The sequence below is a fragment of the Micromonospora wenchangensis genome (assembly GCF_002210435.1).
Classification (GTDB): domain Bacteria; phylum Actinomycetota; class Actinomycetes; order Mycobacteriales; family Micromonosporaceae; genus Micromonospora; species Micromonospora wenchangensis.
The window spans coordinates 64196-79984 of the sequence record NZ_MZMV01000016.1 but is presented as its reverse complement, the minus strand read 5'-3'; the positions used below and the strand labels follow the sequence as shown (position 1 = coordinate 79984).

Sequence of the window (15789 nt, the reverse complement as noted above, 5' to 3'; positions counted from 1 at the left end):
GATTTGGGAGCTAACATACTCAGCGTGCAGAGGGAACCACTGATCGTCTTTCCCGCCGTGCTCCGTGACGTGCCGATCGGGCGGCTGCTGTCGGTCGCCGGCCACCTCGTCGACCAGCGCTGGGGTCGATACCTGGCCGAACACCACGGCCTGACCCCGGCCGGGATGCGGGTGCTGTTCACCCTGAACCACCTCGACGACGCCACCCACCGGGACGTCGCCGACCGCTGCTTCGTCCGGCCGGCCACCCTCACCGGGATCGTCGACACCCTCGAACGGGACGGCTTCGTCGAGCGTCGCCGCGACGACGCCGACCGGCGCAGCGTACGACTGGCGCTCACCGACAAGGGGCGGGAACACATCCGCTCCCTGGTCGACCGGATGCGCACCGACACCCCGCTCACCTCCGTCGACGCCGACCCGGCCCGACGCGAGGTGATCCGGGATTTCCTGATCGAGGTCATCACGACCATGTCCGACGGGGAGGACAAGAGGTTGACAACACAGCACCAGGAAACGACCGACCACCCGAGGCCCGGGAGCCATCCGTGCTGATCAGCCTGCTGCGCCGCTACCTGCGGCCCTACCACCGGCCACTGGGCGCGGTGGTGCTGCTCCAGTTCGTCGGCACGATGGCCTCGCTCTACCTGCCGAGCCTCAACGCCGACATCATCGACCTGGGGGTGGCCCGGGGCGACACCGACTACATCATCCGTACCGGCGGCTGGATGCTGCTGGTCAGCCTGGTCCAGATCGCCTGCGCGGTGACGGCGGTCTACTTCGGCGCGCGGACCGCGATGGCCTTCGGCCGGGACGTCCGGGCGGCGATCTTCGGGCAGGTCAACCGGTTCTCCGCCCGCGAGGTGGCCCGCTTCGGCGCGCCCTCGCTGATCACCCGCAACACCAACGACGTGCAGCAGGTGCAGATGCTCGTGCTGATGAGCTGCACCATGCTGGTCGCCGCGCCGATCATGAGCGTCGGCGGGGTGGTGATGGCACTGCGGGAGGACATCGGCCTGTCCTGGCTGATGCTGGTCAGCGTGCCGGTGCTCGCCGTCGCGCTGGGTCTGGTCATCCGCCAGATGGTGCCCGGTTTCCGGCTCATGCAGACCCGGATCGACACGGTCAACCGGGTGCTCCGCGAGCAGATCACCGGCATCCGGGTGGTCCGGGCGTTCGTCCGCGAGCCGTACGAGACGCAGCGGTTCGGGGTGGCCAACGCCGACCTGACCGCCACCGCCCTGCGGGTCGGCCGGCTGATGGCGCTGATCTTCCCGGTGGTGATGCTGGTGCTCAACGTCTCCAGTGTCGCCGTGCTGTGGTTCGGCGCCCAGCGGGTCGACTCCGGGCAGATCCAGATCGGCGCGCTGACCGCCTTCCTGGCGTACCTGATGCAGATCCTGATGGCCGTCATGATGGCCACCTTCATGCTGATGATGGTGCCGCGCGCGGCGGTCTGCGCCGAACGCGTCACCGAGGTGCTGGACACCGAGTCCTCGGTGGTCCCGGCGGCCAACCCGGTCACCCGGGTCGACGGCCACGGGGAGCTGGAACTGCGCGGCGTCGCCTTCCAGTACCCGGGGGCCAGCGCGCCGGTGCTGCACGACATCTCGTTCCGGGCCACCCCGGGGCGGACCACCGCCGTGATCGGGTCGACAGGTGCCGGCAAGACCACCCTGCTGACCCTGATCCCCCGGCTGGTCGACCCGACCGCCGGCACGGTGCTGGTCGACGGGGTCGACGTCCGCGAGCTGGCCCCGGAGGAGCTGTGGCGGCGGATCGGCCTGGTGCCGCAGAAGCCGTACCTGTTCACCGGCACGGTGGCGAGCAACCTGCGCTACGGCAACCCGGACGCCACCGACGAGGAACTGTGGACGGCGTTGGAGATCGCCCAGGCCCGGGACTTCGTGGCCCAGATGCCCGGTGGCCTGGACGCGGCGATCGCGCAGGGCGGCACGAACGTCTCCGGTGGGCAGCGGCAACGCCTCGCCATCGCGCGGGCACTGGTCCGTAAGCCGGAGATCTACCTGTTCGACGACTCGTTCTCGGCGCTCGACCTGGGCACCGACGCCCGGTTGCGGGCCGCGCTGCGGCCGGTAACCGCCGACGCGGCCGTGGTGATCGTGGCCCAGCGGGTCTCCACGATCATCGACGCCGACCAGATCATCGTGTTGGAGGACGGAGGCGTGGTCGGAATGGGCCGACACGACGAGCTGCTCGACACCTGCCCGACGTACGCCGAGATCGTGGCGTCGCAGCAGACGGCGGGGGTGCCGGCATGACCGCCGTACCCGAGCAGAAGAAGGCCCCGGAGGCGACCACGCCGGAGCGGCTGCCGGCGGCCGGCCGGCGCGGCGGTGGGCCGCCGTGGATGAGCGCCGGCATGCCGGCGGAGAAGTCGATGAACTTCGGGCCGTCGGCCCGCCGGCTGCTCGGCCGGCTGCGACCGCACCGGGTGACCCTGAGCGGCATCATCGCCCTGGCGGTGACCAGCGTCGGGTTCAGCGTGATCGGGCCGAAGATCCTCGGCCACGCCACCGACATCATCTTCGCCGGGGTGATCGGCCGGCAGCTTCCCCCCGGCACCACCGTCGACCAGGCGGTGTCCGGGATGCGGGCCGCCGGCAACGACAACCTCGCCGACATGGTCGCCCGGATGGACGTGGTCCCCGGGGTGGGCATCGACTTCGACGCCCTCGGCCGGACGCTGCTGTTCGCCCTCGGCCTGTACGTGGCCGCCAGCCTGCTGATGTGGTGGCAGGGCTGGCTGCTCAACGGGGTCGTGCAGGCCACCGTGCTGCGGCTGCGCGCCGAGGTGGAGGAGAAACTCAACCGGCTGCCGCTGCCCTACTTCGACAGGCAGCCGCGCGGCGAACTGCTCAGCCGGGTCACCAACGACATCGACAACATCTCGCAGACCCTGTCGCAGACGCTGAGCCAACTGCTCACCTCGCTGCTGACCGTGGTCGGCGTGCTGGCGATGATGTTCTGGATCTCGCCGCTGCTCGCGCTGGTCGCGCTGGTCGCGGTGCCGCTGTCGGTGATCGTGACGCAGCAGATCGCCAAGCGGTCGCAGCAGAAGTTCATCGCCCAGTGGACCCACACCGGCGAGCTGAACGGCCAGATCGAGGAGGCGTTCACCGGCCACGAACTGGTCAAGGTCTTCGGCCGCTCGCCGGAGGTGGAGGCCACCTTCCACGCCAAGAACGAGGAACTGTTCCGGGCCAGCTTCGGTGCCCAGTTCATCTCCGGGATCATCATGCCGGCGATGATGTTCGTCGGGAACCTCAGCTACGTGGCGATCGCCGTGGTCGGCGGGCTGCGGGTGGCCTCCGGGGCGATGAGCCTCGGTGACGTGCAGGCGTTCATCCAGTACTCGCGGCAGTTCACCCAGCCGCTGACCCAGGTCGCCTCGATGGCGAACCTGCTCCAGTCCGGGGTGGCCTCCGCCGAGCGGGTCTTCGCCGTGCTCGACGCCGACGAGCAGAGCCCCGACCCGGCCACCCCGGCCCGGGTCGTCGAACCGCACGGCCGGGTCGAGTTCGAGAACATCTCCTTCCGGTACGACCCGCAGACCCCGCTGATCGACGACCTGTCCCTGGTCGCCGAACCCGGTCACACCGTGGCCATCGTCGGCCCGACCGGCGCCGGCAAGACCACCCTGGTCAACCTGGTGATGCGCTTCTACGAGCTGGACTCCGGGCGGATCACCCTCGACGGGGTGGACATCACCACACTGCGCCGCGACGACCTGCGCGGCCGGATCGGCATGGTGCTCCAGGACACCTGGCTGTTCGGCGGCACCATCCGGGACAACATCGCCTACGGCCGCCCGGACGCCACAGAGGAGGAGATCCTCGCCGCCGCGCGGGCCACCTTCGTGGACCGGTTCGTCCGTAGCCTCCCCGACGGGTACGACACCGTCATCGACGAGGAGGCCAGCAACATCAGCGCTGGTGAGAAGCAGCTCATCACCATCGCGCGGGCGTTCCTGGCCGAGCCGTCGCTACTGATCCTGGACGAGGCGACCAGCTCGGTGGACACCCGTACCGAGGTGCTGCTGCAACGGGCGATGGCGGCGCTGCGCTCCGACCGGACCAGCTTCGTCATCGCCCACCGGTTGTCCACCATCCGCGACGCCCACCTGATCCTGATGATGGAGAACGGGCGGATCGTCGAGCAGGGCACCCACCGGCAACTGCTCGCCGCGCGGGGCGCGTACCACCGGCTCTACCAGGCGCAGTTCGCCGCGGCGGTGGTCGACGACGAGGCCACGCCGGCAGCGGCGGCACCGGCTCCGGCCCGGGGCTGAGTGACGGGCCGGTGCGGGGGCCGGGGGCGTCGTCCCCCGACCCCCGCACCGTCAGCCGGCGGGGAGCAGCTCCGCCGAGCGGGCCGCCACCACCGCGCCGATCAGCCGCACCGCGTCCGCCGCCGGCATCGGGTCGAGGCTGCGGCCGTCGCGCAGCCGCAGGGCGACCGCGTCGTCGGCCGCCTCCCGGGCACCGACCACCCCGACGTACGGCACCCGGCGGCGGGCCGCGTCGCGGACCCGGGCACCCAGCGAGCCGCCCGCGTCCACCTCGACCCGCAGGCCGGCGTCGACCGCCCGCCGGGCCAGCCGGTCCACCGCGCCGGCCTGCCCGGCGTCGACCGGCAGGAGCAGCAGCTGCACCGGGGCGTACCAGGGCGGGAAGGCGCCCCCGTGCGCCTCGATCAGGTAGGCGAACAGCCGTTCCATGCTCCCGACCAGGCTGCGGTGCACCAGCACCGGCCGTTGCCGGGCACCCGCCGCATCGGTGTACGACAGGTCGAACTTCTCCGGTTTGTCGAAGTCGATCTGCACGGTGGAGATGGTCGACTCCCGGCCGGCCGCGTCGACCACCTGGATGTCGATCTTCGGGCCGTAGAACGCGGCCTCGCCGGGGGCCGCCACGTGGTCCACCCCGTCGAGGGCGGACCTCAGCAGTTCCTCGGCGCGGGCCCAGGACGCGTCGTCGCCGACGTACCTCGCGCCCGGCCCGCGCAGCGACAGCCGGAACCCGGCCGGGCGGACGCCGAGCGCCGCGTGCGCCTGGCGGATCAGCCGCAGGATCTCCCGCACCTCGTCGCCGACCTGCTCCAGGGTGCAGAAGTTGTGCGCGTCGTTGAGCGAGATCGCCCGCACCCGGGCCAGGCCGCCGAGCACCCCGGACCGTTCCGCCCGGTACATCCCGCCCAACTCGCCGACCCGTAGCGGCAACTCCCGGTAGGAGCGGCCCCGGGCCCGGTAGACCAGGGCGTGGTGCGGGCAGAGCGCCGGCCGGAGCAGCAACTCGTCGCCGCCCAGCCGCATCGGTGGGAACATCTCGTCGGCGAAGTGACCGAGGTGCCCGGACAGCGCGAACAGCTCGCGCCTGCCCAGCGGTGGCGAATACACGTGCTGGTAGCCGGCCCGGCGCTCCAACTCGCGGACGTACTCCTCGACGGCGTGCCGGGCCGCCGCGCCGGCCGGCAGCCAGATCGGCAGCCCGGCACCCACCAGCGGGTCGGAGACGAACAGGTCCAGTTCGCGGCCGAGCTTACGGTGGTCGATCATGTCGCGCTCCTTGATCGGGTACGACCCGGAGGCGACCGTGCCCGGAACGCCACGAGGCCCCGGGCGGATCGCCCGGGGCCTCGTCGACGGAAGACGTCAGTGCGGCACGCCGGGATCTCCCGGCGTCGTGGTCACCACAGCACTGCGCATGCCGCCACCGTACGACCTCCGCGACGCCCCGGGCGACCGCATTTTTCAGCGCTTCTCGCAGGCGACCTTGTCCTTGTCCCGGTCCAGGTGGGTGTTCTTGGCATAGACCGAGTCGGACACGGTGAAGTTCGTGACGGGCTTGGTGCTGCCCCGGACCTTGTCCTTCGCGCCCTTCCTGCCCACCCCGTGCTTGTACTTCTTGTTCAGCGCGGTGCAGTTCTTGTACCTCGTCGCCCCCGCCTCGGCCGGGCCGGTCACGACGACGAGGGTGCTGCCGAGCGCCAGGGTCACGACGAGCGCACCCCGCACCAGCGTGGAAAGCATCTGCGAGCCTCCGGAAGAAATGTCGGTTGGGCCCGGCACGCTATCCGAGCGGCACCCGTGGGCGGAGCCTGCTGTCCGCGTGCCGACAAGCGCCGTGACCGAACGGCGATCATCCCTCCGCCGATTTCGGCGCGGATGCGCCGCACCGGCAGTGACACACGTACCCGTCGTGGTGGCGGTGCCGGAAAGGGGGAGGGTCGCCGGCACGGGACCTGCCGGCGACCCTCGGCGGCCCGCTCGTCAGGAACGGGGGACCTGACGGTGTGGGGGCCGCGTACTCAACGGTACGCCGACGCCCTCCGCTTCGCCGACCCCCTCCCGACGGCCGCGCCGGGCGGCAGCCGTCGTGCGGCGGGCGGCACACCACCCTGGTGTGCGCAGCCACGCGGTCACCGACGGTGGCCGTGGCCAGCGCGACCGGCCCGGTCTCCGGTGCGGGAAACCTCGGCAAGCCCATAAGGATCGCTTATATTTGGCAGGTGTGGGACGTCAGGCTGCATCCCGAGGTGGAGGCGTGGTTCCTCGACCTGTGCCGCGTCGATCCGGCCAGCGCGGATCTGGTGGGTGAGGCCATCGACCTGCTCGCCGAGCACGGCCCGGCGCTGGGACGTCCACTGGTGGACCGGCTCAAGGGCAGCTCGTTCCATCACATGAAAGAGCTGCGACCAGGGTCGAGTGGCACCACGGAGATCAGGATGATCTTCGCCTTCGATCCGCTACGTGAGGCGGTCTTCCTGGTCGCCGGCGACAAGTCGGGTCAGTGGCAGAGCTGGTACCGGAAGGCCGTGCCGCTCGCCGACACAAGGTTCGAGGAACACCTGATCGCACTTAAGGAAGCGCAACGATGAGCAACGGTTCCGATTGGCGTGAGGTCAGGGCCAAGGCGCGTGAGATCGACCCATCCTGGGACGACCCCGAGCGGGTCACCCGTCGTGGTCGGTTCCGGGAACGGATGCTCGCCTCCGTCAGCGGCGCGCAACTGGCCGACATCCGCCGGCAGCTCGGCATGACCCAACAACAGCTCGCCGAGGCCGCCGGCCTGTCCCAGGCCCGAATCAGCCAGATCGAGAACGGCGAGCACACCAGCCTGGAATCGCTCCGCGCCTATGTCACCGGCCTCGGCGGCCAGGTGGACGTGGTCGCCCGCATCGGAAACATCCGGCTCAACGTGGCCTGACCGCACGCCGTCCCGGCCCGGGTCGGATATCGGCCGGAGCACGACCGACGCCCGACCCGGGCCAGGGGGTCATTCGAGTTCGTGGAGCATGAGCTGGCGGGCGGCCTCGGTGATCGAACCGGACAGGCTCGGGTAGATCGTGATGGTCTGGGCCAGTTCGTTGACGGTGAGGTTGTTCTCGATCGCCATGGTGATCGGCAGGATCAGCTCACTGGCCTTCGGAGCCACCACCACGCCGCCGACCACCTGGCCGGTGGACGGGCGGCAGAACAGCTTGACGAAGCCGTCCGCCAGGTCGTCCATCTTGGCGCGGGCGTTGCCGGTCAGCGGCAGCATCACCTGGCGGGCCAGGGTACGGCCGGCGTCCGCCTCGTCCTGGGAGACGCCGACGGTGGCCAGCTCCGGGTCGGTGAAGACGTTCGCGGCGACGGTCCGCAGCCGCAACGGCCGGACCGCCTCGCCGAGGGCGTGCCACATCGCGATCCGGCCCTGCATGGCGGCGACGCTGGCCAGCGGCAGGACCCCGGTGCAGTCGCCGGCGGCGTAGATGCCGGGGACGTTGGTACGCGACACCCGGTCGACGGTGACGTAGCCGCCCTTGGCCAGCTCGACGCCGTACTCGGCGAGGCCGAGGTCGGCGGTGTTCGGGATCGAACCGACGGCGATCAGGGCGTGCGAACCGGTCACCACCCGACCGTCGGAGAGCACCACCTCGACGCCGTCGCCGACGCGTCGGACCGCGTCCGCGCGGGAGTTGTTGAGGATGGTCATGCCCCGGCTGCGGAAGACGTGCTCGATGGCCATCGCCGCGTCGGCGTCCTCGTGCGGCATCACCCGGTCCCGGCTGGACACCAGGGTCACCTCGACCCCCATCGCCAGGTAGGCGCTGGCGAACTCGGCCCCGGTGACGCCGGAACCCACCACGATCAGGTGGGCGGGCAGCTCGGGCAGGTCGTACACCTGCCGCCAGGTGAGGATGCGCTCCCCGTCGGGCAGCGCGGTGGGGAGCTGACGCGGGGTGGCGCCGGTGGCGACCAGCACGGTGGAGGCGTCGATCGTGTACTGGGCGCCACCGTCGGCGGGGGTGACCACGACCCGGTGGGTATGACCGAGAGTGTCCTCACCGATCCGGGCGGTGCCCGCGACGAAGGTCACGCCCGCCTTGATCAGCTTGGTGTGGATGTCGGCGGACTGGGCCAGGGCGAGCCGCTTCACCCGCGCGTGCACGGCCCGCGCGTCGACCGTGACCGCCTCCAGGCCGTCGGAGTGGATGCCGAACTCCTCGGTGTCCCGGTAGCCGGTCACCACCTCCGAGCTGGCGATGAAGGTCTTCGACGGGACGCAGTCGGAGAGCACGCACGCCCCGCCGGCACCCTCGGCCTCCACCACGGTGACGTCGGCGTCCAGCTGGGCGGCGACCAGGGCCGCCTCGTAGCCGGCCGGCCCCCCGCCGATGATCACGATGTGGCTCACAGCCCTCGTCCTTCCTCGGTGCTCACAGTGACTTTCTTCTCCCCGACCCGTCCGACACGCACTGTCGTATTCTCCCCCACCCGTCCGCCGGGCTATCGTCATCGCCGTGCGTCACTACGCGGCCTACGGCTCAAACCTGGACCCCGCCCGGATGCGGGCCTACTGCCCGCATTCGCCCATGGTGGGCGTCGGCTGGCTGGAGGGGTGGCGGCTGACCTTCGCCGGTGAGGACGTGATCGGCTGGGAGGGGTCCGTCAGCACCGTGGTCGAGTCCCCGGGTGACCGGGTCTTCGTGGCGCTGTACGACATCGACCCGTACGACGCCGCCCAACTCGACGAGCTGGAGGGCGTCACCGCCGGCACGTACCGCAAGCTCACCGTGCGGGTCTCGACGCTGGACGGGGACGTGACCGCCTGGGTGTACGTCTTCGACGGCTACGAGGGTGGCCTGCCGACCGCCTGGTACCTGTCGGAGATCGCCAACGCCGCCGAGAAGGCGGGCGCGCCCGACGACTACGTCTCCGAGCTGCGGTCCCGCCCCACCGGCACCGCCTCGGCGTAACGCGTATCGCACCCGTCCAGTGTGCTCCCGGCGGCGGGGCCACCCGACGGCGACCCCGCCGGGCGTCACCCGGCCCACACCGGGCCGGCCGACGGCAGCCCGCCCGCACCGGTGCCGGCCCGCTCAGGCGGCGGGCACGCTGCGCTCGTACAGGTCGATCCAGCGGGTCTCGCGCAGCCCGACCGCGCGGTAGAGGGTGACCGGGGTGGTCGGGTTGGCCAGGTCGAAGCCGAGCCCGGCGTGCCCCCGGCCCTTGGCCGCGTACACCGCGAACGCCCGCCGCAGCAGCGCCGCCCCCACCCCGCGCCGCCGGTACGCGGGCAGCACCGACAGCGTGCGCACCCAGCCCATGTCCTGTTCCAGCGCCTGGTCCGACGAGTTGAGCGCGCCGGCCGGCTCGCCGTCGACCTCGGCGACGAACCACTCGTCCCAGACCCGCCCGCCGTCGGTGAGCCGGTCCCGCCAGCCCTCGAACCCGGCCGGCTCGTAGTCCGGGGTGTCCCGGAAGGCGGTGTCGTGGATGTGGTGGAACAGCCGCAGGTCGGCCTCGTCACCGGCCCGCAGCGGCCGGACGGTCACCCCGGGCGGGGGCGGCGGCTCGGCGGGCAGGTCGGCCAGCGACCGGCTCATCCGCACGTACCGTTTGGCCCGGGTGAACCCGGCGGCGGTCAGCTCGCCGGCCCAGCGGGTCTCCGGCGCGCAGGCGGCGGCGCGCACGGTCAGCGCCGGCCGGCCCCGCTCGGTGGCGCGTTCGGCGACCCGGTGCAGCATCCGGTCGAGCAGCACGGCCCGCAGCGCCGTCGCCCGCTCCGGGTCGACGAACACGTCGACGTACTCGCGGCCCACCCCGGTCGGGTTGTCGACCACGCTCCAGCCCACCACCTGCTGATCAGGATCGGTCAGCAGCCAGGAGTCGTGCTGCGGGTCGAAGAACGGCGCGGTCAGCGCGGCCCGGACGTCGTCGGCGTCGAAGTCGGGGTGGCCGATGGCGAACGTGTCGGCGGCGTGCACCACGGCGAGCAGCGCGGGCACGTCGTCCAGGGTGGGGCGGCGGGCGGTCCAGCCGGCGGGGAGCGTCACGCCGCAGATCCTGGCAGCCGGCCCGCCGCCCCGCCGCCGATTTTCCGGGCCACCGGCCGGTCACGCCGGGCCGCCGTCCATCGGGCCGGGCCGGGACCAGCCGGGCCTCCGGCGCATCAGGTCGGGCCGAGACCGGTCGCGCCGGGCCGGCGGGGAGTCGGCCGACCGGGCCGGGTGGGCGGGTCAGCCGTCCGCCTCGGCGCGGAGCCGGGCCCGTACGTCGGTGAGCAGCTCGATCAGTTCCCGGCCCTCCGCCGGGCGCAGTGCCCGGAACCCGGCCGCGGCCAACCGGTCGGTCACCGCCTCGGCCCAGAGCCGACGCCGCACCAGCGGCCCGACCGGCGGATACGGCGGGGACCACCCGCACGCCGCCGCCCCGGCCTCCCCCTCCGGCCCGGCCAGCACCGCCTCCAGCGGGGTCATCCCGGCGGCCCGTACGGCGAGCAGGTAGGCCCCGGTGAAGTGTTCCCGCAGCAGCAGCAGCGCCACGGCGGCACGGGCGCCCTCGGCGTGCGCGGGCAGCGGCATCGCCCGCCAGGCGGCGAACAGCGGCATGCCCGTCGCGTCGGCGGCGGCCACCACCCGTTCCAGCAGGGCGGTCAGCCGGGGCGTGCCGGGCAGGTCGTCGAGATGCTGGGCGCCCCACCGGCAGCACTCGGTCAGGTGGGCGGTGGCCACCTCCAGCGGCCGGACCACCCGCACGGCGGTGTCCCATCCGTCGGCGACCGCCTCCGGGGCGAGGAAGCCGAGCGCCGCCGCCACCGTCTCGGCGCGGATGTCGCCCAGTGCGCCGGCCCGCCCGGTGACGTAGAACGCCCAGCCCGGGATGCCCATCGTCCTGGCCCGGCGCAGGGTCCCCGGGCAGCGGGTGAACAACTCCCCCAGCTCCAGCACGGCGGGTTTGCTCCCGGCGGCCACCTGTTCCGGCGTCATCCCGCACGCCCGTAACACGCATTCATCGCGTTCAGTCTGCCTCCTCACCGCCCGCCGTGGGGTCCGCCTCCTCGGCGTCCACCGCCTCGATCGCGCCCTGCACCTCACCGGTGCGGCGGCGGGCCGCGGTGAGCGTCCGCTCGGCCGCCCGGCGGGCCAGTTTCGCCCGGCTCAGCTCCTGTTCGGCGACGGCCCGACGACGCTCCAGTTCGGCCAGTTCACCCTCGATCCGGTCGAGCGCCGCGACGCTGTCCCGCTCGGCCGTCGTCGTGCCGTCCAGGTCCCGTTCGGCCTGACGCTGGGCGGCCCGTGCCGCCGCCAGCTCCCGGTCCAGGGCGCGGCGGCGCTTCGCCCGTTCGGCCCGCGCGGCCCGCGCCGCCGCCTGCGCGTCCCGGGCCCGCCGCGCCCCGCCCCGGTCGGCCTCCCGCTGCGGAACGCCGTGCGCCGCCCGGCCACCGGCACGCTCCGCCCCGCCGCCGGCAGCCGCCTCCCCGCCGCCGGTGACCAGTCGGAGCTGCGGACGGGGCACCTCGCCGAAGCCGGAGTGGTGCACCGCCTTCAGCAGCCGTCCGGTGCGGACCTGCTCGGCGACCGCGGTGTCGGCGAGCGCCGCGTGCAGGGTGGCCTCGACCTCGGCCAGCGGGAGCCGGGCGGCGGGCGGCGCGTCGGGAAGGTCGGCGACGATCCGGCGTACCTCGGTGACCAGGGCGGCGACCAGTTCCCGCCGCTGGGCGGAGAGTTCCCGCAGCCGGGGGCCCTTGAGGTCACGCTGGGCGGTGCGCAGCGCCTCGGCCAGCGGCCCGAGGTCGGCGACCAGCTCGGGACGGTCCAGGGCGAGCAGGTTCACCAGCCAGGCCGCCACCGTGGGCCGCTTCCAGCCGGCGATCCGCCGGGCGGTGGCCGGGTCACCGGCCCGTCGGGCGTCGGCGACGGCGGCGTCCCGGGCGGCCACGAACCGGTCGGGCGGGGTGCGGTAGAGCTGCCGGGCCAGCTCGGACTCGTCGACGGCCACGGGTCAGGCGTCGATCCGGCTGCCCGGCTCCAGCCGCTGGTAGTCGGTGCGGGACAGCGCCGTGTACTGCCGGTCGAGCACGCCGTAGCCGTTGTCGTTGAGCAACGCGTCGTGCAGGGCGTACGCCCGGCGCGGGGCGACCGCCCGGATGAAGTCGACCACCTCGGAGAACTTCGACCACGGCGCGTGGATCGGGGCGAAGAGGGTCTGCACCTCGACGTCGGTGGGGACGTGCAGCGCGTCGCCGGGGTGGTAGACCGTGCCGTCGAACAGGTAGCCGACGTTCTCCACCACCGGGATGTCGGGGTGGATGACGGCGTGCCGGCCGCCGACGGCGCGGACCGGGATGCCGGCGGCGGTGAACGTGTCGCCCGGGGCGACCGGGGTGAGCGCCTGCGCCGCGTCGCCGAGGACCGCGCCGAGCGCGGCCGGCCCGTACACCGGGAGCGGTTCCCGGTCCAGCCGGCGGGTGAGCGCGGCCACGTCGAGGTGGTCGGGATGTTCGTGGGTGACCAGCACCGCGTCCGCCCCGTCCAGCGCCGCCGCCTCGCTGAACACGCCGGGGTCGACGACCAGCACCGCCCCGTCGCGTTCGATGCGGAGGCAGGAGTGCGTGTACTTGGTGAGCCGCATCGTGACTCCTCGAATATCGAATCGTGATGTCCTCAGCGCAGTCTGCCGGAACCGGGGCGGCCGTGCGCCGCGTCCGAGCTATCGCCCCGGAACCGGGGGACGGACGACGACGGGAGCGGGGATGACACTGAGGACGGCGAGAACCGGGACGCGGGCCCTGGCGGCGCTGGGGTTGGCGGCGCTGCTGCTGGCCGGGTGCGGGGCGAACGACCGGGGCGGCGATTCGGCCGGCTCGGCACCGGCCGAGAAGGCACCGGTGCAGGGGGCGCCGGGCGGCGCGGCACCGGACCGGGACGCGGCCGCGGGACAGGCCGGTACGGGTGCGCCGGACCTGCGGGTCGACCAGCGGGCGATCATCTACACCGGAACGATGCGGGTGCAGGTGGACGACGTGGAGGCGGCGGCCCGGCGGGCGGTGGCGGCGGTCACCGCCACCGGCGGGTTCGTCGGTGGGGACCAGCGGCGCAGCGTCTCGGCGTCCGCGCAGGCGGAGCTGGAGCTGCGGGTCCCGGCGGCAAAGTTCACCGCGCTCGTCGACGAGCTGGCCACCTACGGGCGGCAGCAGCGCCGCGAGATCCGTACCCAGGACGTCACCGAGGAGACGGTCGACCTGGACGCCCGGATCACCACGCAGCGGGCCCGGGTGGACAGTGCCCGGCGGCTGCTGGCGCGGGCCGACACGGTGCCCGAACTGGTCTCCCTGGAGAACGAGGTGGGCCGCCGGGAGGCGGACCTGGCCTCGCTGGAGGCGAAGAAGCGTCGGCTGGCCGACCTGACCGCGCTCTCCACGGTCACGGTGACCTTCGTCGGCCGGGACGCCTCGACGGCCGACGACGAGCAGGAGGAGGACCGGACCGGTTTCATGGTGGGCCTGCGCGGCGGCTGGACGGTCTTCCTCGCCTCGATGGGCGTGCTGCTCACCGTGCTGGGGGCGTTGCTGCCCTGGGTGCTGCTCATCGGGCTGCCCGTGACGGCGGCCGTGGTGCTGCTGCGTCGGCGACGCCGCCAGCGGCGGCCCGCGCCGCCAGCGGGACCGGTCGGCGGGGGCCACCCGCCGGTGGGACCGGGCGGCGGCGGGGGCCACCCGCCGGTGCCTAGCGGACCGCCGCCAGTGCCCGCAACGCGGTCTGCACCATGAGCCGTACCCCGACCGGGATCGCCCGCTCGTCGACGTCGAACGACGCGCGGTGCAGGTCGACGGTGGGGCCGCCGACCCGGCCGACGCCGAGCCGGGCCAGCGCGCCGGGGACGTGTTCCAGGTACCAGGAGAAGTCCTCGCCGCCCATGCTCTGCGGGGTCTCCGCGATCCCCTCCGGGCCGAGCGCGGCGGCGGTGGCGGCGGTGAGGATGCCGATGGCGCGGGCGTCGTTGCTGACCGGTGGCCGGCCCCGCAGGTACTCCAGGTCGACGGTGGCGCCGGTGGGCGCGATGACGTCCCGGACGACCTGAGCGACGATCTGGGGGGCCCGCTCCCAGGTGTCGCGGTCCATCACCCGCAGGGTGCCGGCCGCGCACGCCTCGGACGGGATGACGTTGTACCGGGTGCCGGCCGAGGCGTGGCCGAACACCAGCAGCAGCCCGCTGTTGGCCGGCACCCGGCGGTTGACCAGGGCCGGAACCTGGGTGACCAGGCGGCCGAGCGCGTCGACCAGGTCGACGGTCAGGTGCGGGCGGGCGGTGTGCCCGCCGGGCCCGCTGAGTTTCACGGTGACGTTGTCGGCCGCCGCGGTGATCGGGCCGACCCGCAGGCCCACCTTCCCCACCGGCTGGTTGGGGTCGCAGTGCAGGGCGAAGATCTGGACGACGTCCTCCAGCCCACCGGCCTCGATGACCTCCAGCGAGCCGCAGGGCAGGATCTCCTCGGCCGGCTGGAAGATCAGCCGGACCCGGCCGTCGAGCTGGCCGGCGTCGGCGAGCTGGGCCAGCATCATGCCGACGCCGAGCAGCACCGCGGTGTGCACGTCGTGACCGCAGGCGTGGCAGACCCCCTCCACGGTGGACCGGTAGGGGACCTCCTTGGGGTCGGTCAGCGGCAACGCGTCGATGTCGGCGCGGAGCGCGACGACCGGGCCGTCCGGCCGCCCGTCGATGTCGCAGATCACCCCGTTGCCCTTGGGCAGCAGTCGGGGATGCAACCCGGCGAGGGTGAGTTCCCGGGCGATCAGCGCCGCCGTCTCGAACTCCTCCCCGGACAGTTCCGGGTGGGAGTGGAGGTGGCGGCGGGTGGCGATCAGACCGGGTACCCGCAGCGCGAGCAGGTGATCCAGATCGTGGGGCAGGGGCTGGGACCCGGACGGCGCCTCCGGCCAGGACGACGCCAGCTGGCTGCCGTTCGGCAGCGTCAACGCACTCGTCACGTCGAATTCTCGATCACTAGAAATGGATGGATCTTCGGGGAGGACAGCAGACAGCCTAGACCTCCGATGGTGACGCTGCGCAACCTCGTTACGGTAGCGATCAGAGCGCACAGCGTCACGTAAGCCCTGGTGGGAGGGCTCGAATATCTGCGGGACAGCAGGTAGATCGCGGTCGGACGCCGTCATCTGCCCCCCACCTCCTACAACGCGTAACCGATTGGGCGGTCGCGAAATCGGCGTCGATCCGGGGCCGTCGTATCCGAATTGTCGCATTGGTCGCCCCGGTTGGCCGCCGGTCCGACAATTAGCCGACGCCGCCGGGTGATCAACCGGTTCCCGACGGTGACACGGCGGCTCCGGGCGCGCCCGGACATGCTGTCCGTCCCGTTCACCCGCTCGGGTTTACCCACGAACCCCGCCCGGCACGCCCCGGCCACGCGGACCGCCCACCATCCGGGCGGCCCGACCGGCACACCATCGCCAGGTTGTCACCGACGGTAGCCCCGCCCA

15 protein-coding genes are annotated in these 15789 nt (G+C 72.9%); 7 read left to right on the top strand and 8 right to left on the bottom strand.

Annotation, left to right across the window (positions count from 1 at the left end; translation table 11 throughout):
- Positions 1-24 precede the first annotated feature (24 nt).
- From B5D80_RS12165 to B5D80_RS12155, 3 genes are read left to right on the top strand one after another with little or no spacing between them, the layout of a single operon-like run.
- A complete protein-coding gene (locus tag B5D80_RS12165) occupies positions 25-555 on the top strand; it encodes a MarR family winged helix-turn-helix transcriptional regulator (protein ID WP_088643946.1) in 531 nt (176 codons plus the stop codon).
- The gene (locus B5D80_RS12160) at positions 549-2282 is read left to right on the top strand and encodes an ABC transporter ATP-binding protein (protein WP_088643945.1); all 1734 of its coding nucleotides are present in this window, start codon (positions 549-551) and stop codon (positions 2280-2282) included. Before B5D80_RS12165 ends, B5D80_RS12160 begins: the two co-directional genes overlap by 7 nt.
- Entirely contained in the window at positions 2279-4312 is a 2034-nt protein-coding gene (locus tag B5D80_RS12155) for an ABC transporter ATP-binding protein (RefSeq protein ID WP_088643944.1), read from the top strand. Before B5D80_RS12160 ends, B5D80_RS12155 begins: the two co-directional genes overlap by 4 nt.
- Positions 4313-4363: 51 nt before the next feature.
- Here the strand turns inward: B5D80_RS12155 and thrS are convergent, their stop codons facing one another.
- A complete protein-coding gene (thrS, locus tag B5D80_RS12150; RefSeq protein WP_088643943.1) occupies positions 4364-5578 on the bottom strand; it encodes a threonine--tRNA ligase in 1215 nt (404 codons plus the stop codon).
- A gap of 195 nt (positions 5579-5773) precedes the next feature.
- Complete coding sequence (locus B5D80_RS12145) at positions 5774-6052, bottom strand: excalibur calcium-binding domain-containing protein (RefSeq protein WP_088643942.1); 279 nt, start codon at positions 6050-6052, stop codon at positions 5774-5776.
- Positions 6053-6531: 479 nt separating this feature from the next.
- On the opposite strand from B5D80_RS12145, the gene B5D80_RS12140 reads away from it, so the two are divergent.
- Entirely contained in the window at positions 6532-6900 is a 369-nt protein-coding gene (locus B5D80_RS12140; protein WP_088643941.1) for a type II toxin-antitoxin system RelE/ParE family toxin, read from the top strand.
- The gene (locus B5D80_RS12135) at positions 6897-7229 is read left to right on the top strand and encodes a helix-turn-helix domain-containing protein (RefSeq protein ID WP_088643940.1); all 333 of its coding nucleotides are present in this window, start codon (positions 6897-6899) and stop codon (positions 7227-7229) included. Before B5D80_RS12140 ends, B5D80_RS12135 begins: the two co-directional genes overlap by 4 nt.
- 69 nt (positions 7230-7298) lie before the next feature.
- On the opposite strand, the gene B5D80_RS12130 is transcribed toward B5D80_RS12135, so the two are convergent.
- Positions 7299-8702 (bottom strand): NAD(P)H-quinone dehydrogenase, encoded by a 1404-nt coding sequence (locus tag B5D80_RS12130; protein ID WP_088643939.1) that lies wholly within the window; start codon positions 8700-8702, stop codon positions 7299-7301.
- Between the two features lie 106 nt (positions 8703-8808).
- On the opposite strand from B5D80_RS12130, the gene B5D80_RS12125 reads away from it, so the two are divergent.
- Positions 8809-9264 (top strand): gamma-glutamylcyclotransferase, encoded by a 456-nt coding sequence (locus B5D80_RS12125; RefSeq protein ID WP_067304651.1) that lies wholly within the window; start codon positions 8809-8811, stop codon positions 9262-9264.
- 123 nt (positions 9265-9387) lie between these two features.
- Here the strand turns inward: B5D80_RS12125 and B5D80_RS12120 are convergent, their stop codons facing one another.
- The 4 genes from B5D80_RS12120 to B5D80_RS12105 form a co-directional block, all read right to left on the bottom strand.
- Entirely contained in the window at positions 9388-10344 is a 957-nt protein-coding gene (locus tag B5D80_RS12120) for a GNAT family N-acetyltransferase (protein ID WP_088643938.1), read from the bottom strand.
- 183 nt (positions 10345-10527) lie between these two features.
- On the bottom strand, positions 10528-11277 hold the full coding sequence (locus B5D80_RS12115; RefSeq protein ID WP_088643937.1) for an SCO6745 family protein: 750 nt from the start codon (positions 11275-11277) through the stop codon (positions 10528-10530).
- 31 nt (positions 11278-11308) lie between these two features.
- Positions 11309-12289: a hypothetical protein gene (locus tag B5D80_RS12110; protein WP_088643936.1), complete on the bottom strand. Its 981-nt coding sequence runs from the start codon at positions 12287-12289 to the stop codon at positions 11309-11311.
- Positions 12290-12292: 3 nt separating this feature from the next.
- Positions 12293-12922, bottom strand: coding sequence for an MBL fold metallo-hydrolase (locus B5D80_RS12105; RefSeq protein WP_088643935.1), 630 nt, complete (start codon positions 12920-12922; stop codon positions 12293-12295).
- Positions 12923-13043: 121 nt separating this feature from the next.
- On the opposite strand from B5D80_RS12105, the gene B5D80_RS12100 reads away from it, so the two are divergent.
- On the top strand, positions 13044-14060 hold the full coding sequence (locus B5D80_RS12100) for a DUF4349 domain-containing protein (RefSeq protein WP_088643934.1): 1017 nt from the start codon (positions 13044-13046) through the stop codon (positions 14058-14060).
- On the opposite strand, the gene B5D80_RS12095 is transcribed toward B5D80_RS12100, so the two are convergent.
- Entirely contained in the window at positions 14017-15279 is a 1263-nt protein-coding gene (locus tag B5D80_RS12095; RefSeq protein ID WP_088643933.1) for an amidohydrolase, read from the bottom strand. The genes B5D80_RS12100 and B5D80_RS12095 overlap by 44 nt on opposite strands.
- Positions 15280-15789: the final 510 nt, after the last annotated feature.